Genomic DNA, 22,561 nt, shown 5'->3' on the forward strand with positions numbered 1-22,561 from the left:
CTGCGCGGTCATTGTATAAGCACCGGCCGGCTGTCGGCATGCCGATCAAACCCTATGCCCGCCGCTATTCGCGCGACTTCGGGAGACTTCGGGCGACTTCGGGTGGCTCAGAACGGAAACTTCGTCGTCGACAGGATTTCCTTGAGCACCATGAAACTGCGGATCTGCCGCACGCCCGGCAGATAGAGCAGTTGCTCGGCGTGCAGCCGGTTGAAACTCTCGCTGTCGCGCGTGCGCACCAGCATGAAGTAATCGAATTCCCCCGTCACGACGTGGCACTCCATGCAGCCCGACACCTTTTGCGCGGCCTTTTCAAACGCGGCGAAGGTTTCGGGCGTCGAACGGTCGAGCACGACGCCGATCACCACCAGCATCCCCGCGCCGAGCGCTTTCGGATCGAGCAGCGCGACCGTCGCGCGGATCAGGCCCATTTCCTTCAGACGTTCGACGCGCCGCAGGCACGCGGGCGCGCTCAGCTTCACCTTCGCCGCCAACGCGACATTCGAGATCGACGCGTCCTGCTGGAGCTGCTTGAGGATCGCGCGATCGATGCGGTCGAGTTGCGACAGCGGTGTGGCTTCTTCGGCAGACTGGCTGCGTAATTTTGTTGCGCACATGGAGTTTTACACAAAACTAATCGAGGTCTGGAAGGTATGTATTCGCCTGTAAAGTAGCTTTGACTGAATTATTTCGCAAGCTCATTTCGCGGGGTCTTTTCTATCATGTCTGTCAGCGCGGCACCGTTCGCGCCCTTCCAGACAACGGACCTCGACCATGAACCTGCAACGTTTCCCCCGCTATCCCCTCACCTTCGGGCCGACGCCGATCCAGCCGCTCAAGCGCCTTTCGGATCATCTCGGCGGCAAGGTCCAGCTGTATGCGAAGCGCGAGGACTGCAACAGCGGTCTCGCGTTCGGCGGCAACAAGACGCGCAAGCTGGAATACCTGATTCCCGAAGCGCTCGCGCAAGGCTGCGACACGCTGGTGTCGATCGGCGGGATCCAGTCGAACCAGACGCGCCAGGTGGCCGCCGTCGCCGCGCATCTGGGCATGAAGTGCGTGCTGGTGCAGGAGAACTGGGTGAACTATTCCGACGCCGTGTATGACCGCGTCGGCAATATCCAGATGTCGCGCATCATGGGCGCGGACGTGCGGCTCGTGCCGGATGGCTTCGATATCGGGTTTCGCAAGAGCTGGGAAGATGCGCTCGACAGCGTGCGCGCGGCAGGCGGCAAGCCTTATGCGATCCCCGCCGGCTGCTCGGACCATCCGCTCGGCGGACTGGGTTTCGTCGGCTTCGCGGAAGAGGTGCGTCAGCAGGAAGAAGAACTGGGCTTCAAGTTCGATTACATCGTCGTGTGCTCGGTGACGGGCAGCACGCAGGCCGGGATGATCGTCGGCTTCGCGGCGGACGGACGCGCGGACCGCGTGATCGGTATCGACGCATCGGCGAAACCGGAACAGACGCGCGAGCAGATCACGCGCATCGCGAAGCGCACGGCCGAACAGGTCGATCTGGGCCGCGATATCACCGCGCAGGACGTCGTGCTCGATACGCGCTACGGCGGCCCGGAATACGGCTTGCCGAACGAAGGCACGCTCGAAGCGATCCGCCTGTGTGCGCGGCTCGAAGGCGTAATGACCGATCCCGTCTACGAAGGCAAATCGATGCACGGGATGATCGACAAGGTGCGGCGCGGCGAATTTCCTGAAGGCTCGAAGGTGCTGTACGCGCATCTGGGCGGCGTGCCCGCGCTGAACGCCTATAGCTTCCTGTTCCGCGAAGGCTGATCGGCGTACCAAAACAAATGGTGATGCCGCCTGGCATCGCCATCCGTCTCCTCGCATCGGGGCCGTGAAGCGCGCGGCCCCGATTTCCCAGTTTTTCCCGCGTTACTTCACCAGATCGCCCGACGCCCATCCTTGCGCGACGCCGATCTGCGCCACCTGCTTCGCCACCGAATCCGCCAGCTTCTTCGCATCGCTCGTGACGGTATCGCCCTTGTGCTCCGAGCCGACATGCAGCGCGCCGCCGACAGCCGCCGATGTCGCGACGTGTCCCGCCACCGCCCCCACGCCCGCCGTTTCCGCGACGCCCGGCATATGGCCGCTGTTCGCGTCGGCATCGAACGTCTGCACCAGTTGCGGCATGCCGCCTGCCGGCTTGTACAGCACCTGAACATGCGCCGTCACTTCACTCTTGCCGGCGCCCAGGCCGATCAGCGTGCGGCGGCGATGATTGCCCGCGTCGATCGAGCCGACCGCGCCTTCGACGATCAGCACGTTCTGGTCGGCGGGCGGCGGTGCATCCGTGCGGATTGCGTGCATGCCCATCGACTGGAGCTTCGCGACGACTTCGTCCGTCAGCGTGTCGCTGGCGGCGGCTGCTTCCTGCATTTGCGACGATTGCGACGTTTGCGACGAACCGGAGAAGCTTGCGCCCAGTTTGTGAATCAGGCCGCTGTTGTCGAGCTTCACGGATTCCGGATTGCTCGCGAACGTGTAGACGTAGACGTTCTGCGGGTTCGCTTGCGTGAGCGTCGAATATTGGGCGGTGTTCGTGACGCTGGCGGCTGCACAGCCGCTCAGCAGCATCGCGCTGAAGGCGATGGCAGCGGACGCGCTGCGAAGGGTTTTGCCACGAACGGAGTTGAGAGCTGCAAACATGTGAAATCCTGTCATCGGTCAGAAGATTAAGCAGATCGTCCGATGTTTCTGGCTTCACTCGAAGCAACATCGGCGATGTCACGGTTGCGTGAATCGCCGGTGTCGTTCTGTTGTTGTGTTCCGTTAGCTCTGCACGCGGAACGCAGTATCTCCGAGCGCCCTGGCGATGGCTATCGACGAATTATGTCGACTCATGTCATGCGGCGCTGCGGCTTATGCGGCGGGCGTTCCAGCGTTTCTCAAGGTTCAGCGCGAGTCCACCACCGAGGTGTTGTAGACTGTCCCGCCGATCGACACGTTGGACAGCGAAATCGCATTCACGTTGTACGCGTAGATCGCCCCCGGCGTGGTCGAGCTTGCCGTGCCGTTGCACACAGGTGTGCCGAGATTGCAGTTCGTGATCGTGACGCCGGAGATGGGCGGAATCGCGGGCGCCGGCGCGGGACCGTTGTAGTCGAATGCGACGGGCCCCTGCGCGACGATCGCCTGAAAGCACGAGGCCGTCACGCCGTTCACCGTTACGTTGCTCGCCGTCACATTGGAGATGTTCACGTTCTGCACGAGCGCGGGACGTGTGCGCACGGCATCGTTGGCGGGCTGGTAGTCGCAATCGAACGTGATCAACCCGCCTTGCGCCGCCGATGGATTGGCGGCGGAGGCCGTCGCCACGCCCAGCGGCACCGTCGCATTGATCGGGCTGCCCGCGAGCAACGCGCTGCCATAGCCGCCGCCCGTCAGATTGACGCCGTTCGGCAGCGTGACGTTATCGACGTAGAAGTTCTTCACATAGCCGCCGCGATTCATGTTGGTCTTGATGCGAATCGCTATGTTCAGCGGATTGGTTTGCCAGTTCTGGTTGAGCATCTGCAGGTTACGCGCATAGATGTTCTGCACGCCGCCGCCCATTTCGCTGCCCAGCGTAATGCCGCCGTGGCCGCTGTTCATCGTGCAGTTCTGGATCACGTGGTTCTGCGCGGGGCCGTACGTGGTGTCGAGCGCCTTGCCGGACTTGATTGCGATGCAGTCGTCGCCCGTGTTGAAGGTGACGCCGTCGCACAGCACGTTGTTGCAGGCGTCGGGATCAAAGCCGTCGTTGTTCGGTCCGATGCTGTCCACCGTCACGCCGCGTATCACGACGCTCGCGCAGTCGGTCGGATGGTGCTGCCAGAACGGCGTGTTGTTCGTGCGGTAGTTCTCCATCAGCACGTTCGTGCAGCCGAGGAACTCGACCATGCATGGCCGCAGATAATGACCGAGCCCGAAGATCCGCTGCTCGACGGGCACGCCCGCTTCCGATAGCGCCGGCAGATAGTTCTGGTCCTGCTGCCAGGGCGTCGCGGTGCTGGTCAACAGCGCGTAGAGCGCATCAGAAATACCGGGCACGACCGCTTTCAGATCGACGTTATTCGGGTTTGCGTAGGCCTGCGAAGGCGTCGTCGAGCCGGTGCAGCCATAGGCGTTCTTCGTGCCTTTATAGGTCCACCAGCACGTGCTCGTCGTGCCGCTGCCCGCGAACGGCGTCATCGCCTGGCCGTTGAGCACGGAGCTCGCGCCTTCGCCCGTGATCGCGATGTTGGTCTGGTTGCGCGCATAGACAGGAGCGCCGAAATTCAGGCAATCGTTTGCCTGCCAGCGGCTGTAATAGAGCTTGCCGTTCGATGCGCAGTCGACGGGGCCGTCCTTCGCATAGTCGGCGGGATTCGGGCTGAAATAGATCGTGCAGTTCGCGCCCAGATGGAAGTTCACATTGCTCTGCAACACGATCGGACCGGCGCAATACCACGTGCCCGCCGGCACCACGACACGCCCGCCGCCCGCCGCGCCGCACGCGGCAATAGCGGCAAGGAACGCGGGGCGCGAATCGAACGAGCCGGGCGCGTGGGTCTGGTCCGCGCCGGGACTGGTTGGCGATGACGCCGTAGCGCCGTACGGATTCGTCGCGGCGATCACACCGCAAGGCTGCGCGCCGTAACTCGTGACGACGAAATCGACGGACGGAAACATCGACTGCGAGACCTTCTGCAGCGACGCGATGATCTGCTCCGCTGCGCCATTGCTGCCCCAGACCGGGTCGCTGTTTGCCGTTGGCGCTGTCGAGTTCGAATGATTGCCGCCGCAACCGGGCAGCGTGCCGAGCAGCGTTGCGCCCGCTGCCGCGCCCGCGAATGCGATGAAGGTACGGCGTTGCGGGGATTGCGGGCCGTCTGGGCCCACGCTGGATGTGCTCGAGCCTGCCCTGTTCGCGCGACTGCTTCTGTTGTGCGTCGTCACCGATGTCTCCTTGTCGTCTGCCTGCTTCGATGGGGATCGTTCGCGCGATCCGCACGTTGTCCTGTTGGATCGCGACGGAGACATTGTTGTAAAACAACTTGATGAGTGTCAAGCGTAATTCGGCAATCTTCTCGGCTCGATGAATGCGCGTCTGATTCGTTAATACTGATATTACAAGCGGCTTGTAGGCATTATCACTGCGTCCTGGTGGACCAGGGATGGCCCTAAGACAACGCACTATTTGCTTGACAACTTGTTTCTCAAAAGCGACGATGTCTGACATAGAAAAGTCCCAACGCACACGCTCCGGCACCATCGCCCGACCACGCGTTTGCTGCACCGCCCGACATCAGGAGCGAGACACGCCATGACAAAACTCTGCGCCAATCTGACCATGCTCTTCACCGAGCATGATTTTCCGGAGCGTTTTGCCGCTGCGTCGAAGGCAGGTTTCAAGGGTGTCGAGTATCTGTTCCCGTACGCATACGAAAAAGACCGGCTCGCCGCGCTGCTTCACCAGCACGGCCTCGAACAGGTGCTGCACAACCTGCCGGCGGGCGACTGGGCAGGCGGCGAGCGCGGCATCGCGTGTTTGCCGGAGCGCGTCGGCGAGTTTCAGGAAGGCGTCGGTACCGCGATCGACTACGCGCGCGCCCTTGGCTGCAAACAGTTGAACGTGCTGGCGGGTATCGCGCCAGCGGGTGTGGATCAGGACACGATTCGCGAGACCTTCGTCGGCAATCTGCGCTTCGCCGCGGCAGAGTTGAAACGGGCAGGTATACGCCTGCTGGTCGAGCCGATCAATACGTTCGATATCCCAGGTTTCTACGTGAACCGCACGCAACAGGCGCTCGATCTGATCGACGAGGCTGGCGGCGACAACCTCTATTTGCAGTACGACATCTATCACATGCAGCGGATGGAAGGCGAACTGGCCGCAACGCTCCAGAAACACCTGCCGCGCATCGCGCATGTCCAGCTCGCCGACAATCCGGGCCGCCACGAACCCGGCACGGGCGAGATCAACTACCCGTTCCTGTTCGGCCACCTCGATGCGATCGGCTATGAAGGCTGGATCGGCTGCGAGTACAAGCCCGCCACGACCACGGATGCGGGCCTCGGCTGGACGGCTGCCTACCTCTGATTGCCTGAACACGCTGCTGCGGCGCGGCGCAAGCCGCAGCGGTCACAACCTCGCGCCACACCACATACAGACTCATCCAGACGTCATCGCGAGCCACACGCGATGCCCGTCATCCGCAGGAGACATGCAGTGCAACGCCATACGATCAAAGGATTACGCTGGTGGATCATCGGGCTCATCATGCTCGGGACCGTCTTCAACTATCTCGCGCGCAGCTCGCTGTCCGTCGCCGCGCCGACGCTCACCGAAAAGCTGCACATGACGACGCAGCAATACTCGTATGTCGTCGCGGCGTTCCAGGGCGCGTACACGGTGATGCAGCCCGTCGCGGGCTATATCCTCGACTTCGTCGGGCTCAAGATCGGCTTTGCGATTTTCGCTATCGCGTGGGCCGCGTCGAACATGCTGCACGGTCTTGCGACTGGCTGGACGTCGCTGGCGTTCTTCCGCGGCCTGCTCGGCATGAGCGAAGCCGCGATTTTCCCGGCGGGCATGAAGGCGATCAGCCAATGGTTCCCGGCGAAAGAGCGCTCCATCGCGACGGGCTGGCTGAACACGGGCACGTCGATCGGCGCGATGCTCGCACCGCCGCTCGTCGTGTACTGCATCCTGACGTTCAACTGGCAGATGGCCTTCGTCGTGACGGGCGGCTCGGCGCTGATCTGGGTGGCATTGTGGCTCGTGTTCTTCCGCAAGCCCGAAGATCACCCCAATCTGTCGACGGACGAACGCCAGTACATCCTGGCCGGCCAGGAGCGGCGTGCGCAGGACGCGACGGCGCGTCCGTCGTGGCGTCACGTGCTGTCGACGCGCCGTTTCTGGGGCATCGCGATTCCGCGTTTTCTCGCCGAGCCGGCATGGCAGACCTTCAACTTCTGGATTCCGCTCTACCTGTTCACCGTTCGACATATGAACCTGAAGGAGATCGCGCTGTTCGGCTGGATGCCGTTCCTTGCTGCGGATCTCGGGTGTCTGGTCGGCGGTTATCTCGCACCGTTCTTCATTCGTCGCTTCAACGCGTCGCTGATCACGTCGCGCAAGCTGGTCATCATCTGCGGCGCGGTGCTGATGGTCGGCCCGGCGTGCATCGGCCTCGCGGCCAGCCCGTATGTCGCGATCGCGCTGTTCTGCATGGGCGCCTTCGCTCACCAGGCCATCTCCGGCGCGCTGTTCACGCTCGCGTCCGACGTGTTCGGCCAGCACGAAGTCGGCACGGCGACGGGCTTCTCCGGCATGTTCGGCTGGCTGGGCGGGATGATCTTCTCGTTGATCGTCGGCGCGTTGGCGGCTACTCTCGGCTATAACCCGCTGTTCGTCTGTCTGATGCTGTTCGACATCATCGGCGCGACGGTCGCGTGGAAGCTGATCACGCACGGCGAGTCGTCCGCGCCCGCGCATGTCGCCGTACCCGCGGAACTCGCGGAGCAACAGACCTCGGGCCGCTGACTTCCTGAATACCTGCTATCTGCCATAAGGTTTGATCATGACGAAAAAAATTGCATTGAGCGGTGCGGGCGGTCAGCTTGGCCGCTTCCTGCGCGCCGCGCTGAACGAGCGTGGCGTGAACTTGCGGTCCGCGGCGGGCTCGCGCGCGCTGGAACCGTTGTTCGACGGCGAGGACGTGATGCATGGCGATCTGCGCGACCCCGCCGTGGTCGACCGGCTGATGCAAGGCGTCGACGTGCTGATCCACATGGCGGGCACGAGCGTCGAGCGGCCGCTGCCCGAAATCATCGAAAACAATCTGCGCGGCCTCGTCGAAGTGTACGAAGGCGCGCGGCGGCATGGCGTGCGCCGCATTATCTTCGCAAGCTCGAATCACGCGATCGGCATGTATCCCGTCGAAGACAAGCTCACGCTCGACTGCGCGTTCCGTCCCGATGGTTTTTACGGTCTCAGCAAGGCGTGGGGTGAATCGCTGGCGCGCATGTACTGGGACAAGCACGGCATCGAAAGCGTGTGCATCCGCATCGGCAGTTGCATCGAAAAGCCGACGGAGTTTCGGCACCTCAGCACCTGGCTCGGTCACGACGATTTCCTGCATCTCATCGACCGCTGCATCAATGTGCCCGAGCTTGGTTTTCAGGTGGTCTGGGGCGTGTCCAACAACACGCGCAGCTACTGGGACAATGCCGCGGCAGCGCCGCTCGGCTATCAGCCGAAGCAGAACGCAGAAGACTACGCCGGTGAAATCCTGAAGCAGCCGAATCCGCTCGATCCCGTCGCACAGCGTTTTCAGGGCGGCAGCTTCGTGACGATCGACTACACGCCGCCCGAACAACGCAACGTCCGGCGCTGATCGACGCGCCGCCCGGCGCACTCTGTGTTGCAAGTCCCCGACGGTTCCCTTCCATGGAGAACACGATGAAGCTTCCGGAGAATCCATTCAAACGCGCGCTGCAGGCCGGGCGTCAGCAGATCGGCTTGTGGTCGAGCCTTGCGAGCCATGTGTCGGTCGAAATCCTGGCGGGTTCGGGTTTCGACTGGCTGCTGCTCGACATGGAACATTCACCCAACGAACTGCCGATGGTGCATAGCCAGTTGCAGGCGTGCGCGGGCACGCCGACGCATCCCGTCGTGCGGCCGCCGTGGAACGACATGGTGACGATCAAGCGCCTGCTCGACAGCGGCGCGCAGACGCTGCTGATTCCCTACGTCGAAACCGAAGACGAAGCGCGCGATGCCGTGTCGTTCACCCGTTATCCGCCGGAAGGCGTGCGCGGTTATGCATCGACGGCGCGGGCGTCGGACTTCGGGCGTATCAAGGATTATCCGAAGCTGTGCGCAAGCGAACTCTGCGTGCTCGTGCAGATCGAGAGCCGGCTCGGCTTGCAGAATCTGGAGCGCATTGCGGCCGTCGAGGGTGTCGACGGCATCTTTATCGGTCCTGGCGATCTGTCGGCGGCGCTCGGGCATGTGGGCGACCTCAAGCATCCTGACGTGCAGGCAGCCGTCGACGATGCGATCAAACGGATCGTTGCGACGGGCAAGCCCGCGGGCATTCTGATCGGCGATGAAGCGCTCGCGCGGCACTATATCGATCTCGGCTGTCTGTTCACGGCGGTGGGTTCGGATATCGGGCTGCTTGCGCGTAACGCCGAGCAGCTTGCGGCGAGGTTCAAGGCGGCTGGATAAAACCGCGTGAGCTGAACAGCAACCCGCCCGATCGTTTCCCACGACGGGCGGCTTTTCGTGCTCCAACTATTTCGCGCACTCGATAAAAAAGCGCCGCAATCGCGGCGCCCTGTCCTGCTACTGCAACTTCGAACAGCGTCAGAACCGATGCACCATACCGACGCCCACACCAACCATGCTGCGCGATGACGAAGGCGTCGAATTGAAGCCGTCGCCAATCGTTGCCGTCGCGTTGATGATGCTGCGGCCGTTCGAGCCGAGCGTCTGACCGTTCGCGCGCTGATATGCCTGCAACGCATACAGACCGGTGCGCTTGGACAGCGAGTAGTACTCGGACAGATTGACCTGCTGATACGACGCGGCGCTCGAGATGCCGTTGGCCTTCGTCGAGCGCGTATAGCTGTAGCCCGTCGCGAAGTCCCATGCAGCCGTCGGTTTCCAGTGCAGCACGATGCCGCCTGTATTCCAGATCGCCTCGTCGCGGAACGCCGAACCGATGCCCGGGAGATACTGCACGTTCGAATACGTCGCCGTGATGTCGAACTGGCTGTTGAACGTGTAGCCCGCGCCAACCGCGAAGCGCTGCTGCGCGCGCGCCGACTGGTAGCCGTTCGTCACAGCCGAGATACCGGCCTGCCCGCCCGCGTTCGACGTCGTCGTATCGGTGCCGAACGTGCCGCCATTTACGTTCGAGTTGTTGATCTTCGAGAAGCCAACCGCAATGCCGACCGGGCCTTGCGCATACTGGACCGCCGTGCTCCACGTCGAGCCCTGATACGCGCTGCCCGGCACACCTGCAAACGAATACGAGCCGCTGAACTTGAAGCCGTAAAGCTGCGGCGACATGTACAGCAGCGTGTTGTTCGCGCGATAAATCGTATCGAGACCGTCGACGTCGCCCGGATGTGCGCCGTAGAAACCGGTCAGCCACGTGGTCGGGCTGTACGGCGACAGCAGCTGGTAGTACGACGCGTACTGGCGGCCAGCCGTCAGCGAGCCGTAGGTGGCATTCGACACGCCCACAAACGCCTGGCGGCTGAACATCAGGTTGCTCGTCGACATCGCGCCGTTGTTCGCGCTGAAGCCCTCTTCCAGTGTGAAGATCGCCTTCGTACCGCCGCCGAGGTCTTCCGCGCCCTTCAGGCCGAAGCGGCTGCCCGCCCATACACCCGTGACCATCTTGAAGGCCGAGTGACCGCCCGTTGTCGAACCGAGGCTCGTCGAACTCGACTGATAGCCGATGCCGTTATCGACGATGCCGTACAGCGTCACGCTGCTCTGCGCGAACGCAGGCGCCGCCGTCGCCAGCGATGCGCCGATCACCAGCACCGCCTTGACGCCTGCATAGTGTTTCTTCTCCATCCGTATCCCCTCCTGGGCCTGGTTATTGATGTTGTTGCTCGGTGTCTTCGCGCTGCGCGCGTTCTTGTTGCTCTGTTCTTGTTTCTTGTTTCTTGTTTCCCGACACGGACGGCCGTTACGCCTTTCAATGAATCTCCGGCTCTCCCGTTGCCGCGCTTGCGCCGTCGCGTTGCAGGAAATCGAAGTCGCAGCCCTTGTCGGCCTGCAGCACATGCACCTGATGCATCGCGCCGTAGCCGCGCGAGAAGCGCGGTGTTGGCGCGACCCACTCGGCCTTGCGGCGCGCGAGTTCTTCATCCGATACCAGCACGTTCAGCTTGCGCTGCGGCACATCGAGTTCGATCATGTCGCCGTCGCGCACCAGCGCAAACGGCCCGCCGATAAACGACTCCGGCGCGACGTGCAGCACGCACGCGCCATAGCTCGTGCCGCTCATGCGCGCGTCGGAGATGCGCAGCATGTCGCGCACACCCTTCTGCAGCACCTTCTTCGGCAGCGGCAACTGGCCCCACTCGGGCATGCCCGGTGCGCCCACAGGCCCCGCGTGCTGCAACACGATCACGCAGTTCTCGTCGATATCGAGCGCATCGTCGTCGATGCGCGCGGCCATGTCGTTGTAGTCCTTGAACACCACCGCGCGGCCCGTGTGCACCAGCAGATGCGGCTCGGCTGCGCCCGGCTTGATGACGGCGCCATCGGGCGCGATGTTGCCGCGCAGGACGGCCAGACCGTTGTCCGGCATCAGCGGCTTGCTGCGGCGGCGGATCACGTCGTCATTGAAGATCTGCGCGCCTTCGAGGTTCTCACCGAGCGTCTTGCCGTTCACCGTCTTCTGCGAGCGGTCGATCAGTTCGCCCAGTTCCGCGAGCATCGCCTGCAGGCCGCCCGCGTAATAGAAGTCTTCCATCAGATACGCGCCCGTCGGCCGGATGTTCGCGAGCACCGGCGTCTTGCGCGAAATGCTGTCGTAGCGGTCGAGCGTCAGTTCGATCCCGGCGCGGCGCGCGAGCGCGATCATGTGAACGATTGCGTTGGTCGAGCCCGACAGCGCGAGACAGGTCGTGACCGCGTTGTCGATCGATTTCACCGTGAGGATGTCCGACGGCTTCAGGTCTTCCCACACCATCTCGACGATCCGCATGCCCGTTTTCGCGGACATCTGCGCATGGCGAGAATCCGGCGCGGGAATCGACGCGAAGCCCGGCAGCGTGAAGCCGAGTGCTTCGGCGGCGCTCGTCATCGTCGACGCCGTGCCCATCGTCATGCAGTGGCCGGGCGAGCGCGCAATGCCGCCTTCGACGCCCTGCCAGTCTTCTTCCGTGATCTTGCCTGCGCGCAGGTCGGCCCAGTACTTCCACGTGTCAGAGCCGGAGCCGAGCGTCGCGCCGTTCCAGTTGCCACGCAGCATCGGGCCGGCGGGCAGGAAGATAGTCGGCAGGTCCATGCTGATCGCGCCCATCAGCAGCGCGGGCGTGGTCTTGTCACAGCCGCCCATCAGCACGACGCCGTCGGCGGGATACGAGCGTAGCGTCTCTTCCGCTTCCATCGCGAGGAAGTTGCGGTAGAGCATCGTCGTGGGCTTCTGGAACGGCTCCGACAGCGTCTGCACCGGCAACTCGATCGGAAAGCCGCCCGCCTGCCAGATGCCGCGCTTGACCTCTTCCACACGCTGCTTGAAGTGCGTGTGGCACGGGTTCATCTCGCTCCACGTGTTGAGGATCGCGATAACGGGCTTGCCCGCATACTCCTCGCGGCTGTAGCCCATTTGCGCCGTACGCGAGCGATGGCCGAACGAGCGCAGATCGTTCACGCCATACCAGCGGTGGCTGCGCAGCTCTTCGGGGGACTTCTTCTTGCGTTCGTTGCCGTTATTGCTCACGTCGTCTCACTCCAGGTATTGCTTCAAGTCCACTTCAATTGCACTGCGATGCCGCCGCGCCGCGTGCTCGTCACGCGGCGCGGGGCACGCATTCAAACGGATCAGGCAGACACGGTGCTCGCGTACGCGCGCTCGAACTCGAGCAGTTCACGCGCCGCCTGAGCGACGGCGGCATGATGCTCGACGGGCGTTTCGCTCAACAGCGGCAGGATCGACCCCATGTCGGCGATACCCGAGAACGTGACGGCATCGTGCAGCACGCGGATCAGCGAGATGTTGTCGCGCAGCGTTTCGAGCGGCATGAACGCGTCGTAGAGACGCTGCGCTTCGGCATCGCGCCCTTGCTTCGCGGCGGCCAGCAAACCCATCACCGCATGCGACGCGATACAGCCGCTGCCCGTGGTCCATGCGGCGAGGCCGAAGTCGCGCACATGCGTGAGCGCCGGACGCTCGCCCATGCCGGAGATCACACGCGACGGGCTCACGCTTTCGAGCAGACGGCGCAGGTAAGGATCGTTCGCCGGATTCTCGCGGACGATCGCGTACTTGACGGCGATCAGCGTGCCCTGGTCGACGAGGCGCGCCAGCGTATCGACATCCACATAGTCTTCGCTCTTGATATAGAGCGTAAGCGGAATGCCCGCTACGTCGGCGATGCGCGTCAGGCCCGCTTCGACGCCTGCCGGCGTCGTGAAGCCGGACAGCGGCAACACCATTGCGGTGCGGTATGAGGTCTGCGCGAGGATGCGCGCCTGGTCCAGCATCTTGCCGAAGTCCGGACCGATGGCGGGGATCACGCGCGTGGCGGGCGCCGCGCTCTCTGCCAGCATGTCGAGCAACTCGCGGTATTCGCTGACGGCCACGTGATAGAAATTCGCGTTGCCGCCGTACAGCAGCGTACGCACGCCGCCCGCTTCGATATGGCGGATCAGTTTCTGGTTGGCGTCGATATCGAGCGACAAATCCGCGCGGCGCGCGAGCGGCGGGACTGCCATCACGGTCGATGCGAATTCGCTCTCGACGATCTGGGACTCGTTCATAAGATCTCGTGGTTCGGATGGGTGGCTGACAAGCCAGAAAATTAGCACCCGCGTCGCAATGTTGTCAAACAACTTTTTGACGACTTGGTGTTTTCCATGAAATCGTTTGACAACGGTTGTCATGCGCGTCGCACCGCAGTCGCCATTGCCGCCGACATCCGGTTACATTGGAAGACCCGTAGCAAGCCGCATCGAAAGGAGACAGACGATGATCAAGTACGCACTGTTCGCGCGATTCGAGGCCAAGCCCGGCAAGGAAGCCGAGGTCGAAGCGTTTCTGCAGAAGGGACTGGAGCTGGCGAACCAGGAAACCACCACGCCGATCTGGTTCGCGCTGAAAATCGCCGAGCACACCTACGGCGTGTTCGATGCCTTCCCCGACGAGGCCGGCCGCCAGGCGCATCTGGACGGTCCGATCGCGAAGGCCTTGATGAGCGTCGCGGACGACCTGTTCACGCGGCCGCCGCAGATCGGCCGCATCGACGTGCTGGGCATGAAGAACACGCTCGGTTGAGCGTCACACAAGACGCACCGCAAAAGGAGACCCAAGCCCATGGCCATACGCATCGTTCGACTCGGATCGGAACGCGCGCCGGACGAAGGCGTGCGCATCGGCACCGTGCGGCGTCCGCCGCGCGGCGTGCCGAAGGCCGAGTTCGGCAGCCGCAATTTCTACGACGTCTGGCTGCCGACACTGTCGCCTACTCCGGAACTCGTTCACGAAGCGCTGGCCGCCAGAACCGATGCCGAGTGGAAGGATTTCGTGCGCAAGTTTCGCGCGGAGATGAACCACGGCGACGCGCCGAAGGTGCTCGACACCCTCGCCGCGTTGTCCGCCACCGCGAATTTCTCGGTCGGCTGCTATTGCGAGCACGAGAACCGCTGCCATCGCAGCGTGCTACGCGAGCTGCTCGCCGACCGGGGCGCGACGCTCGCCTAGCCAGGGGATCGTCAACCGCGTTCAGGCGATTGCCCCGCCTCCGTCGACGAGCACCGTCGAGCCCGTCGCGTAAGGCGTCGTCGCCAGATAGACGATCGCGTTCGCGACGTCTTCGGGCTGGCCGACGCGCCGTGCCGGCAACCGGTTCGCGGCGCCTTCGAACATGCTGTCGCGCGCCTCGTCGGTGAGCTTCGACCAGAGCGGCGTCGCGATCAAACCCGGCGACACGGTGTTCACGCGCACGGGTGACAGTTCCAGCGCGAGACCGCGCGCGAGCGCTTCGAGCGCCGCGTTGATCGCGCCTTGCAGGACCGACATCTTGCTCGGCCGCACTGCGAGAAAGCCCGACACGAAGGTCAACGAGCCGCCTTCGGCGATCTTCACGGCGCGCGCCACGCGATAGGCGCCCCAGAACTTGCTGTCCATCGCCTTGTAGGCGTCGTCGAGCGGCAACTGGCGCACGGGACCGGACGGCGTCTGCGCAGCCGAAATCACAACGTGATCGAACGGTTGCTGCGCGGCGAAGTAGGCTTCGACGGCGGCGGCATCCGTCGTATCGATCTCAGCCGTTTGCACACCGTGGCCGATTTCCTGTGCCGCCGCCGACAGCTTCTGCGCATTGCGCGATGCAATCGTCACCTTCGCGCCGAGCGCGGCAAAAGCCTGTGCAGCCGCCGCGCCAATGCCCGAACTGCCGCCGACGATCAGCACGCGTTTCGATTCAAGCGAATTCATGTGTGTCTCCTTGCTCAAGAAAAGGGATGGATTGCGCCGTCACTTCGCGACGACGCCAAGCTGCTGCAAAAACGTCAGGTTGTCTTCGAGATGCCAGTTTTCGGCAATCTGGCCGTTCGCGACGCGGTAAATATCCGTCGCGATGAAATCCACGTTCTGGCCCTGCCCCTGCACGCCCTTGAACTGGCCCGTGAAATGGCCATGAAAACGCAGATGTACGACCACGCGATCGCCGCTGACCACCATCTGTTCGATATCCGCCTGCAGATCAGGAACGGCGGCCCGCACGAACTTCGACGCGGCAAGCGGCCCTTCGATTCCCTGCGCGCGGCCCGGCGGCAACGTGCGATCGGTGAAGCCGGGCGCGAGTGCTGCGCGGGCGAGCGCTTCGTCGCCTGTGCTCCAGAACGTGTCGTAGCGGCGGGCGGCGAGAATCTGCGCGTCGCGCTGCGCTTTCGGCAGACTGTGATCCACGGTCAACTGATGCGGCTGGACGAGCGAGTCGTGCGCAGCCGTGGCAAACGCGGGCGCAGCCGCCATCGACACGACGGCCAACGCGGCGGACAGCGCGCGGCGCAACGGAGTAGCAGGACGAAACGACATGATGGGCTCCTTGAAGAAAAGCAACGGATCGGATTGATAGGTATGCTAGTCTTCGCGCCATGGAAGAAATACCACTTCCAGATTGATGAATCCTTTCCTTTTTGAGAAGAATGAGCGACACCCGCATCGACAGCCTGCCGGCCCTGATGGCCTTTTCCCGCGTGGTGGCGGCGGGAAGTCTGTCGGCGGCGGCACGCGAAATGGACCTGCCGCTGTCCGTCGTCAGCAAGCGGCTCGCGCAACTGGAGAAAAGCGTCGGCGTGCGGCTGATCCAGCGCACCACGCGCCGTCAGACGCTGACGGAAGAAGGCGCGCTGTTTCATGCCCGCGTCGTGCGGATACTCGATGAAATCGAGCAGGCGGAAGAACTGTTGTCGCAACGACGCCAGGAAGTGAGCGGCCTGCTGCGCGTCACGGCGCCTGGCCAGCTCGGCCGGCAGAAGATCGCGCCGCTGATCGCCGATTTTCAGCGGCTTCATCCGCAGCTCACCGTGCAGCTCGAATTGACGGACGCCGTCGTCGATCTCGTCGAAAGCGGGTTCGATCTCGCGATCCGTTTCGGCAGCCTCGCGGATTCGTCGCTGATCGCGCGCTCGCTCGCGCCGAACTTTCGCGTGCTGTGCGCGTCGCCCGCGTATCTGCAGGCGCACGGCACGCCGAAGCACCCCGACGATCTGACCGCGCACCGCTGCATCCTGATCGGCGACCAGCGGCGCGCGGAATGGCGTTTCGAAGGCGACGAAAGCATCGCGGTACGCGTCGATGCGGCAATCGTCACCAACGACGGCGAGGCCGCGCATCTGTTCGCGCTCGCCGACGCCGGCATTGCCGTGAAGTCGATCTGGGACGTGGGCGACGACATCCTCGCGGGCAAGCTGCGCCGCGTGCTGCCGCAGCATTCGATGTCCGCCGCGCCGCTGCACGCAATCTATCCGCATAGCCAGCATCTCGCGCCGCGCGTGCGCGCGTTCGTCGACTATCTGCGCGAGCGGCTCGCGCAGGCCTGGCGATGGGAAACGCTGTAAGCCGCATGCGCACGCGCCGCACGGCTACGGCTTGATGATTTCTTCATGATCTGTCGATAGCGCCCTCCTCCTGCGGCTCGCACCATGTAAGCAGCGAACTCCGATCCTCCGGTTTCGCCTCGCGGCCAGTCACCGCTGACCGTACCCACATCGTTTCGAAGGAGTCAGATCATGAAGACGCTTCGTATCGCGGCGACCTGCGCGGTCGCTCTGTCAGTGGGCTATGTTGGGCACGCATGGGCACAGGATCAGCAGCCCGCAGCCGTGCCCGTCGCACAAACGGCGCAGGATGTCGGCGGCATGCCGGATGCGTCGGTGGGTCAGTCCGGTCGTGCGATGGGAACGACACGCTCCGACGTCTATCAGGATCTGCTGCGGTCCGAGCAGTCCGGTGAGCAGCATCGGCTGAACGCCAGCCTCTATCACGGCAAGTGAACGCCATCCACGCGATGCGCCCAGGGTCTTCGCGGCGCATCGCATCCTGCGCGCTTCAGTAACCGATCCGCTTCTCGACACTCCTGAACTTTCCCAGCGACCGATAGTGGTTGAACCACGGATTCGTGCGCAGTTCGCACAGCCGCGGCGAGCGTTCGGCCAGCGACACCTCGAGCCAGCGGAACATCTCGTCGGCCTGTCCCAGCCGGGCGTAGAGTTCGGCGAACAGGAACGGCGACGTGTAGCGTGTCTGACGCCGCGCCTGCAGGTCCTGCAGATACCACTGCAGCACCCGGTCATAACCACCCGCGTCCCACGCCGCGCGCACGCTTTCGGCGCGCGTGAATTCGTTGCAGCGCGTGAGCGCATCGACAGTTGCCTCGACGGCGCGCTCATAGTCGCCGCGCACTTCGAACGCGATGGCCAGCAACTGATACACGAGCGGCGAACGGTTGCCGTGCCCCGCGCTCAGATAGTCGCGCGTCACTTCTTCGTAGCGCCCCGACTGCACGAGACCGAAAATGCGCGAGCCTTCGAAGCCGAGCGGATCGGCCCGTTCTGCGCGCTCGAACTGCGCGCGCCCCTCGGCTTCGCGGCCCAGCACGAGCAGAAGCCGCGCATACAGGCGGCTCGTTTCCGCATGCTCGGGGTTCAGGCGCAGCGCCTCCAGAAACTCTTCTTCTGCGCGCCGCCAGTCCCAGTCGAAGAAGTAATGCACGCCGGCCAGCGCCTGATGCGCCTCGGGCAGGCTGCTATCGAGTTCGAGCGCGCGCAGCGCGGTTTCGCGCGCCCGTGGATAGCCTTGCAACGAAGGATAGAAACCATGCGCCGCCGTGCCGCCGAACACATTCGACAGCCCGACGTAGCCCAGCGCGTAGGTCGGATCGTGTTCGACAGCCTCTTCGAAATAGCCGCGCGCGCGAATGAAGTCCTCGTCGCTCAGCGCGTGATGCGCGGCGAACCCCGCATCGAAATGCACGCGGCGCGTCCAGTAGTAACGGCCACGCAGATATGCGTCGTGCGCACGCGGATCGACGGGCAGCCGGCGCGCAAGCCGCAATTGAAACTGCTCGCCGAGCGCCAGTGACACTTCCCGCGCGAGCGCCGCGCCCACTTCCATCTGGATGTCGAGCGCGCCCTTCGCGACGGGCTCGTAAGCGTGGCGCCACACCTGCACCTGGTCGTAGCAGCGGATCAGTTGCACGAGAATGCGCAGGCGTCCGCCATCGCGCATGAGCGAGCCTTCCAGCACGTAATCGACGGAAAGCTCGAAGGCGATCTCCGCGATGCTCTTTTTCGCGTTCCGATAGTGCGCCGCCGTCGTGCGCGCGACCACGAGAATGCGGTTCGCGTCCAGCATGCCGAGGTTCGCCGAGGTTTCGTCGGCGAGCGCGTCGCAGAAGCTGTCCAGCGCCGTATCGCCCGTCTGGTTGCCGAACGGCAGCACGAGCAGGCGCGCCGCCGCCGTCGACGGCGCAGGCGCCGTCTCGACTGCCGCCGCCGTCCCGATGCCTTCGAGGCGATAACCCTTGCCTTTGACAGTCAGCAGATAACGCGGCGCGTCCGGATTCTCGCCGAGGGCGATGCGGATCTTGCGGATCGCGGTATTGATGCTGTTATCGGTTTGCCGGTACGCATTGCCACCCCACAGCGCGCGCACGATGTCGGCGCGCGTCACCAGCTGGCCGCTGCGCGACGCCATCAGGATCAGCAGTTCCATCGGCAGTCGTTCGAGCCGGATCTGCTCGCCGCCGCGGCGCAAGGCGTAGCGCCCGATGTCGAGTTCGACGTCCGCGATCCATACGGGCTCTGTGGGTTCCATCTCCGCTCCTGCCATCGCGTGACGAGGCTCGCGCGCCGCTACTCGTGCCGCACCATCGGCGTACGCAGCCTGCCGTGCTTCATGCCAAAGGTCGAGGCGAATGCGACCAGCGCGCCCGCGAACATCGCGAGCGCGGGCGCGAGTGTCCGATGCAGATCGGCGACCAGAAAGCTCACGACGAGCGGCGTCAGTCCCATCGTCACGGCGAGGCCGACGTTCATCGCGGCCGCGACGCCGCTAAAGCGCACGTCGACAGGAAACAGTTCGGCGATCGCGCAGCCATACGTGCCGTTGATCAACGATGCAATCGCTCCCGCGATTACGAACAGCAGCACGAGATCGGGTTGTGTACGTGAGGCGGCGATAAAGAACACGGGCGCGAACAGGGCCGTCATCACGGCACCCGCGCGGAACACGCGACGGCGCGAGAAACGGTCGCCCGCTGCCGCCGTCAACGGAATGCACGCGGCGATGGCGATCACATAGAGCGTCTGCGCCCACGCCACATCCCTTGCGCCATGACCGAGCGCCTGCAGCCAGCTTGGCATGTACGCGATGAACAGTCCGCCCGTGACGCCCGTCATCACGCCCGCGCCGGTTCCCGTGACGATGGCCGCCAGGTGATGACGGAACAGCACGGCAAGCGGCTCGCGATGCCGCCGCGCAATCGCGCGCGCGTATTCCGCCGACTCCTCGAGCGTGCGGCGCAGCGCGAAGATGCCGAGACCGCAGATTCCGCCCAGCAGGAACGCGATCCGCCATCCGAACGCATCGACCTGCGGCCCATCGAGCAACAGATGCACCAGGAGATTCACGCTCGAAGCGAGCAACAAGGACAGATTGACGGCCACGAACACGAAGCCGCACATCAGGCCCGGATGCGCCGAGCCCGTCTCGATCGCGTAGACGAGTGCGCCCGGCAACTCGCCGCCGAGGCACAAACCCTGCACGAGGCGCAACGTGAGCAGCGCAATCGGCGCGGCAATGCCGAGCGCGGCGTATGAAGGAAGCATTCCAATGGCGAGCGTCGCGAGCGCGGCGACGAGCGCGGACGACATGAAGACGACGCGCCGGCCGTACTTGTCGCCGAGCCGGCCGAGAAACAGGCCGCCGAGCGGGCGCGACAGATGGCCGATGGCAAGCACGGCAAACGACAGCGTGGCAGGCGCGAGCCCGATGCCGGGCGGAAAGAACGCGCGCCCGATGTGCTGCGCGAAGAAGCCGTAGATGACGAAATCGAAGACTTCGAGCGCGCCGCCCGTGCTGGCGACGAAGATCGTCCAGCGTTGGCGGGCGGCCCGTGACGCCGACGGCAGCGAAAGCGTATCGTCGAGCATGACTACTCCAGATATCGCCAGGCATATCGGCCACGCCCGTTTCGCGCAGATCGACGGGACGGCATTTCGCGGTCGACACCCGGCCAGAGTGCGTTCCGACAGCGCATGCGGTGTTACGGAACATTCTGGGCGACAAAGCCGCGCTCGCAAAGCTTTCTTATGCGTTTCGCAACAGCGTTTTGCAACGGCAATGCGACGCGACCGGCGTTTTCCGCTCGCCCGTGAGCATCAGCCGCTGCGCCAGAACACGGCTTCCACGGTTATCAGGCAAGGCGCAATCCGGCCATTACCCTGCTTGCGCTTTGCTGGAAACCGTCTAGCCTCCCTTTCAAAACGACGATCTGGCACAGGTTTCGCAAGCTTTTTGGGATAATGATTCGCGAGGGAATCCTGTAATTTCCAGATAGCGTCGGCGTGGACCGTCCGGATGACCGCCATCCGACGCACCGCCTCAATACATCAACACCGGAAGAGTCATCGACAATGGCCACAGCGACGCCCCGCACCAGCGACACCACCCTGCTCGAGCCGAAGCACGCGGCCCGCTTCACGCTCGGCAACCGGATCATGCTGAGCTTCGGCGCACTGTTCGTGCTGATGCTGATGATGGCCGCCATCTCCTGGAGCCGGCTGCGCGTGATGGACGACGAAGCGCTCAGCATGGGGCGCGACTCGGTGCCCGGCCTGTACCTCGCCACGACCTTGCGCGCGGCGGCCAACGAAGGCTATGCGACGCTCGAACGCGCGCTGTTCGTCGACGGCAACGAAGCCGCGACGAAGCAGGATCTCGAACGGATGCCGCAGGCACTGCAAAAATTCGATCAGGTATCGGCCGAATACCAGGCGACCCTCTATCGCGACGTCGATCGCGAGCACTTCCGCGCCTTCCGGGCCGCGTGGGATCAATACCTGCCGCAACTGAACGACGCGATGCACGCCGCTCCGACCTCGAAAGCGCAAGCCCAGGCCATCTTCGTCAAGCTCGCGCCCGCATGGGAAAACGTGATCCGCGCGGCGAACGAACTCGTCAACGAGAACCGCACGCAGGCGGACGAGTCCGCGAAAGCCATCCGCGACTCGGTGACGGGTACGGAAATCACGCTCGCGACGGCGCTCGGCGTCACGTTGCTCGTCGCGCTCTACACCGGCTTTTCGCTGTACCGCGCGATCACGGTGCCGATGGCGAGCCTCGTCGACGTGCACAACGTCATGCGCACGGGCAACCTGACACAGCGTTTGAAGCTTGGCCGCCGCGACGAATTCGGCACGCTCGAGGACGGCTTCAACCGGATGGCCGAGGAACTGAACAGCCTCGTTGCGCAGGCGCAGAAGTCGTCGCTGCAGGTGACGACGTCGGTGGCCGAGATTGCGGCGACGTCGAAAGAACAGCAGGCGACGGCGACGGAAACCGCCGCGACCACGACGGAGATCGGCGCGACCTCGCGCGAAATCTTCGCGACCTCGCGCGACCTGCTGCGCACGATGAATGAAGTGTCGGCCGTCGCGGATCAGTCGGCGACGCTCGCGGGCGCGAGCCAGAACGGCCTCACGCGCATGGAAGACACGATGCGCAGCGTGATGGAAGCGGCCGGTTCGGTGAACGCGAAGCTCGCCATCCTCAACGAAAAGGCCGTCAACATCAATCAGGTGGTCGCGACGATCACCAAGGTCGCCGATCAGACCAACCTGCTGTCGCTGAACGCGGCCATCGAAGCCGAGAAAGCGGGCGAATACGGCCGCGGCTTTGCCGTCGTCGCGACGGAAATCCGCCGTCTCGCGGACCAGACGGCCGTCGCCACCTTCGATATCGAACAGACCGTGAAGGAAATCCAGTCGGCTGTGTCGGCGGGTGTGATGGGCATGGACAAGTTCTCCGAAGAAGTGCGGCGCGGCATGCGCGACGTGCAGCAGGTGAGCGAGCAGCTGTCGCAGATCATTCATGAAGTGCAGACGCTCGCGCCGCGCTTCCAGCTGGTCAACGAAGGCATGCAGACCCAGGCGACGAGCGCCGAGCAGATCACGCAGGCGCTGTCGCAGCTGTCGGAGGCCGCGCAGCAGACGGCGGAGTCGCTGCGCCAGTCGTCGCAGGCGATCGACGATCTCACGCTCGTTGCGAACCAGCTGCGCACGGGTGTGTCGCGTTTCAAGATCGAAGCGTGAGCCCGC

The 22,561-nt window shown here is 63.9% G+C and carries 20 protein-coding genes; 10 read left to right on the forward strand and 10 right to left on the reverse strand.

All coding sequences use genetic code 11. The features are described from left to right. Positions 1-107: 107 nt before the first annotated feature. Positions 108-617, reverse strand: coding sequence for an Lrp/AsnC family transcriptional regulator (locus PPGU16_RS18955; RefSeq protein ID WP_091786641.1), 510 nt, complete (start codon positions 615-617; stop codon positions 108-110). Positions 618-774: 157 nt separating this feature from the next. Between PPGU16_RS18955 and PPGU16_RS18960 the strand changes: the two genes are divergently transcribed. Next, on the forward strand, positions 775-1,791 hold the full coding sequence (locus tag PPGU16_RS18960) for a 1-aminocyclopropane-1-carboxylate deaminase (protein WP_180724286.1): 1,017 nt from the start codon (positions 775-777) through the stop codon (positions 1,789-1,791). 102 nt (positions 1,792-1,893) lie between these two features. Here the strand turns inward: PPGU16_RS18960 and PPGU16_RS18965 are convergent, their stop codons facing one another. Continuing rightward, positions 1,894-2,667, reverse strand: a complete 774-nt coding sequence (locus PPGU16_RS18965) for a DUF4410 domain-containing protein (protein ID WP_180724288.1) — start codon at positions 2,665-2,667, stop codon at positions 1,894-1,896. 246 nt (positions 2,668-2,913) lie between these two features. Next, positions 2,914-4,938, reverse strand: a complete 2,025-nt coding sequence (locus tag PPGU16_RS18970) for a glycoside hydrolase family 28 protein (protein ID WP_434064430.1) — start codon at positions 4,936-4,938, stop codon at positions 2,914-2,916. Between the two features lie 367 nt (positions 4,939-5,305). On the opposite strand from PPGU16_RS18970, the gene hyi reads away from it, so the two are divergent. From hyi to PPGU16_RS18990, 4 genes are all read left to right on the forward strand, one after another. Beyond that, positions 5,306-6,082 (forward strand): hydroxypyruvate isomerase, encoded by a 777-nt coding sequence (gene hyi / locus PPGU16_RS18975; protein ID WP_180724289.1) that lies wholly within the window; start codon positions 5,306-5,308, stop codon positions 6,080-6,082. 129 nt (positions 6,083-6,211) lie between these two features. Then, complete coding sequence (locus PPGU16_RS18980; RefSeq protein WP_197986845.1) at positions 6,212-7,528, forward strand: MFS transporter; 1,317 nt, start codon at positions 6,212-6,214, stop codon at positions 7,526-7,528. Between the two features lie 37 nt (positions 7,529-7,565). Further along, positions 7,566-8,381 (forward strand): NAD-dependent epimerase/dehydratase family protein, encoded by an 816-nt coding sequence (locus PPGU16_RS18985; protein ID WP_180724293.1) that lies wholly within the window; start codon positions 7,566-7,568, stop codon positions 8,379-8,381. A 65-nt stretch (positions 8,382-8,446) separates the two neighbouring features. Continuing rightward, positions 8,447-9,217 (forward strand): HpcH/HpaI aldolase family protein, encoded by a 771-nt coding sequence (locus tag PPGU16_RS18990; RefSeq protein WP_180724295.1) that lies wholly within the window; start codon positions 8,447-8,449, stop codon positions 9,215-9,217. A 138-nt stretch (positions 9,218-9,355) separates the two neighbouring features. On the opposite strand, the gene PPGU16_RS18995 is transcribed toward PPGU16_RS18990, so the two are convergent. From PPGU16_RS18995 to PPGU16_RS19005, 3 genes are all read right to left on the reverse strand, one after another. Next, the gene (locus PPGU16_RS18995) at positions 9,356-10,579 is read right to left on the reverse strand and encodes a porin (RefSeq protein ID WP_180724297.1); all 1,224 of its coding nucleotides are present in this window, start codon (positions 10,577-10,579) and stop codon (positions 9,356-9,358) included. A 124-nt stretch (positions 10,580-10,703) separates the two neighbouring features. Further along, a complete protein-coding gene (araD, locus tag PPGU16_RS19000) occupies positions 10,704-12,458 on the reverse strand; it encodes an L-arabinonate dehydratase (RefSeq protein WP_180724298.1) in 1,755 nt (584 codons plus the stop codon). A 101-nt stretch (positions 12,459-12,559) separates the two neighbouring features. Then, on the reverse strand, positions 12,560-13,498 hold the full coding sequence (locus PPGU16_RS19005; protein WP_180724300.1) for a dihydrodipicolinate synthase family protein: 939 nt from the start codon (positions 13,496-13,498) through the stop codon (positions 12,560-12,562). A gap of 208 nt (positions 13,499-13,706) precedes the next feature. Here PPGU16_RS19005 and PPGU16_RS19010 point away from each other — a divergent pair, with 208 nt between their 5' ends. Continuing rightward, a complete protein-coding gene (locus PPGU16_RS19010; RefSeq protein WP_180724302.1) occupies positions 13,707-14,012 on the forward strand; it encodes a putative quinol monooxygenase in 306 nt (101 codons plus the stop codon). Between the two features lie 39 nt (positions 14,013-14,051). Further along, on the forward strand, positions 14,052-14,438 hold the full coding sequence (locus PPGU16_RS19015) for a DUF488 domain-containing protein (protein ID WP_180724304.1): 387 nt from the start codon (positions 14,052-14,054) through the stop codon (positions 14,436-14,438). 21 nt (positions 14,439-14,459) lie between these two features. Here PPGU16_RS19015 and PPGU16_RS19020 read toward each other — a convergent pair whose 3' ends face one another. Beyond that, positions 14,460-15,173 carry an SDR family oxidoreductase gene (locus PPGU16_RS19020; protein ID WP_180724306.1) on the reverse strand — a complete coding sequence of 238 codons (714 nt, stop codon included), beginning with the start codon at positions 15,171-15,173 and terminating at the stop codon, positions 14,460-14,462. Positions 15,174-15,212: 39 nt separating this feature from the next. Continuing rightward, complete coding sequence (locus PPGU16_RS19025) at positions 15,213-15,776, reverse strand: ester cyclase (protein WP_180724308.1); 564 nt, start codon at positions 15,774-15,776, stop codon at positions 15,213-15,215. Positions 15,777-15,886: 110 nt separating this feature from the next. Between PPGU16_RS19025 and PPGU16_RS19030 the strand changes: the two genes are divergently transcribed. After that, positions 15,887-16,801 (forward strand): LysR family transcriptional regulator, encoded by a 915-nt coding sequence (locus PPGU16_RS19030; RefSeq protein ID WP_180724310.1) that lies wholly within the window; start codon positions 15,887-15,889, stop codon positions 16,799-16,801. A gap of 171 nt (positions 16,802-16,972) precedes the next feature. Next, entirely contained in the window at positions 16,973-17,236 is a 264-nt protein-coding gene (locus PPGU16_RS19035; RefSeq protein WP_180724312.1) for a hypothetical protein, read from the forward strand. A 55-nt stretch (positions 17,237-17,291) separates the two neighbouring features. Here the strand turns inward: PPGU16_RS19035 and PPGU16_RS19040 are convergent, their stop codons facing one another. Together PPGU16_RS19040 and PPGU16_RS19045 are read right to left on the reverse strand one after the other, a co-directional pair. After that, positions 17,292-19,058, reverse strand: a complete 1,767-nt coding sequence (locus tag PPGU16_RS19040; protein ID WP_180724314.1) for a winged helix-turn-helix domain-containing protein — start codon at positions 19,056-19,058, stop codon at positions 17,292-17,294. 38 nt (positions 19,059-19,096) lie between these two features. After that, positions 19,097-20,395 (reverse strand): MFS transporter, encoded by a 1,299-nt coding sequence (locus PPGU16_RS19045; protein ID WP_180724315.1) that lies wholly within the window; start codon positions 20,393-20,395, stop codon positions 19,097-19,099. Between the two features lie 483 nt (positions 20,396-20,878). Between PPGU16_RS19045 and PPGU16_RS19050 the strand changes: the two genes are divergently transcribed. Then, positions 20,879-22,555, forward strand: a complete 1,677-nt coding sequence (locus PPGU16_RS19050) for a methyl-accepting chemotaxis protein (protein WP_180724317.1) — start codon at positions 20,879-20,881, stop codon at positions 22,553-22,555. The last annotated feature ends 6 nt before the right edge of the window (positions 22,556-22,561 follow it).

The organism is Paraburkholderia largidicola, assembly GCF_013426895.1.
Classification (GTDB): domain Bacteria; phylum Pseudomonadota; class Gammaproteobacteria; order Burkholderiales; family Burkholderiaceae; genus Paraburkholderia; species Paraburkholderia largidicola.

Excerpts from the sequence above, each read along its gene's own strand:
- PPGU16_RS19005 (WP_180724300.1), bottom strand. The coding sequence starts at position 13,498 with ATGAACGAGTCCCAGATCGTCGAGAGCGAATTCGCATCGACCGTGATG.
- PPGU16_RS19040 (WP_180724314.1), bottom strand. The coding sequence starts at position 19,058 with ATGGAACCCACAGAGCCCGTATGGATCGCGGACGTCGAACTCGACATC.
- PPGU16_RS19035 (WP_180724312.1), top strand. The coding sequence starts at position 16,973 with ATGAAGACGCTTCGTATCGCGGCGACCTGCGCGGTCGCTCTGTCAGTG.
- PPGU16_RS19050 (WP_180724317.1), top strand. The coding sequence starts at position 20,879 with ATGGCCACAGCGACGCCCCGCACCAGCGACACCACCCTGCTCGAGCCG.
- PPGU16_RS19025 (WP_180724308.1), bottom strand. The coding sequence starts at position 15,776 with ATGTCGTTTCGTCCTGCTACTCCGTTGCGCCGCGCGCTGTCCGCCGCG.
- PPGU16_RS19030 (WP_180724310.1), top strand. The coding sequence starts at position 15,887 with ATGAGCGACACCCGCATCGACAGCCTGCCGGCCCTGATGGCCTTTTCC.
- PPGU16_RS19045 (WP_180724315.1), bottom strand. The coding sequence starts at position 20,395 with ATGCTCGACGATACGCTTTCGCTGCCGTCGGCGTCACGGGCCGCCCGC.
- PPGU16_RS18965 (WP_180724288.1), bottom strand. The coding sequence starts at position 2,667 with ATGTTTGCAGCTCTCAACTCCGTTCGTGGCAAAACCCTTCGCAGCGCG.
- PPGU16_RS18995 (WP_180724297.1), bottom strand. The coding sequence starts at position 10,579 with ATGGAGAAGAAACACTATGCAGGCGTCAAGGCGGTGCTGGTGATCGGC.
- PPGU16_RS18990 (WP_180724295.1), top strand. The coding sequence starts at position 8,447 with ATGAAGCTTCCGGAGAATCCATTCAAACGCGCGCTGCAGGCCGGGCGT.
- PPGU16_RS18960 (WP_180724286.1), top strand. The coding sequence starts at position 775 with ATGAACCTGCAACGTTTCCCCCGCTATCCCCTCACCTTCGGGCCGACG.
- PPGU16_RS19020 (WP_180724306.1), bottom strand. The coding sequence starts at position 15,173 with ATGAATTCGCTTGAATCGAAACGCGTGCTGATCGTCGGCGGCAGTTCG.
- PPGU16_RS18955 (WP_091786641.1), bottom strand. The coding sequence starts at position 617 with ATGTGCGCAACAAAATTACGCAGCCAGTCTGCCGAAGAAGCCACACCG.
- PPGU16_RS19010 (WP_180724302.1), top strand. The coding sequence starts at position 13,707 with ATGATCAAGTACGCACTGTTCGCGCGATTCGAGGCCAAGCCCGGCAAG.
- PPGU16_RS18985 (WP_180724293.1), top strand. The coding sequence starts at position 7,566 with ATGACGAAAAAAATTGCATTGAGCGGTGCGGGCGGTCAGCTTGGCCGC.
- PPGU16_RS19015 (WP_180724304.1), top strand. The coding sequence starts at position 14,052 with ATGGCCATACGCATCGTTCGACTCGGATCGGAACGCGCGCCGGACGAA.
- hyi (WP_180724289.1), top strand. The coding sequence starts at position 5,306 with ATGACAAAACTCTGCGCCAATCTGACCATGCTCTTCACCGAGCATGAT.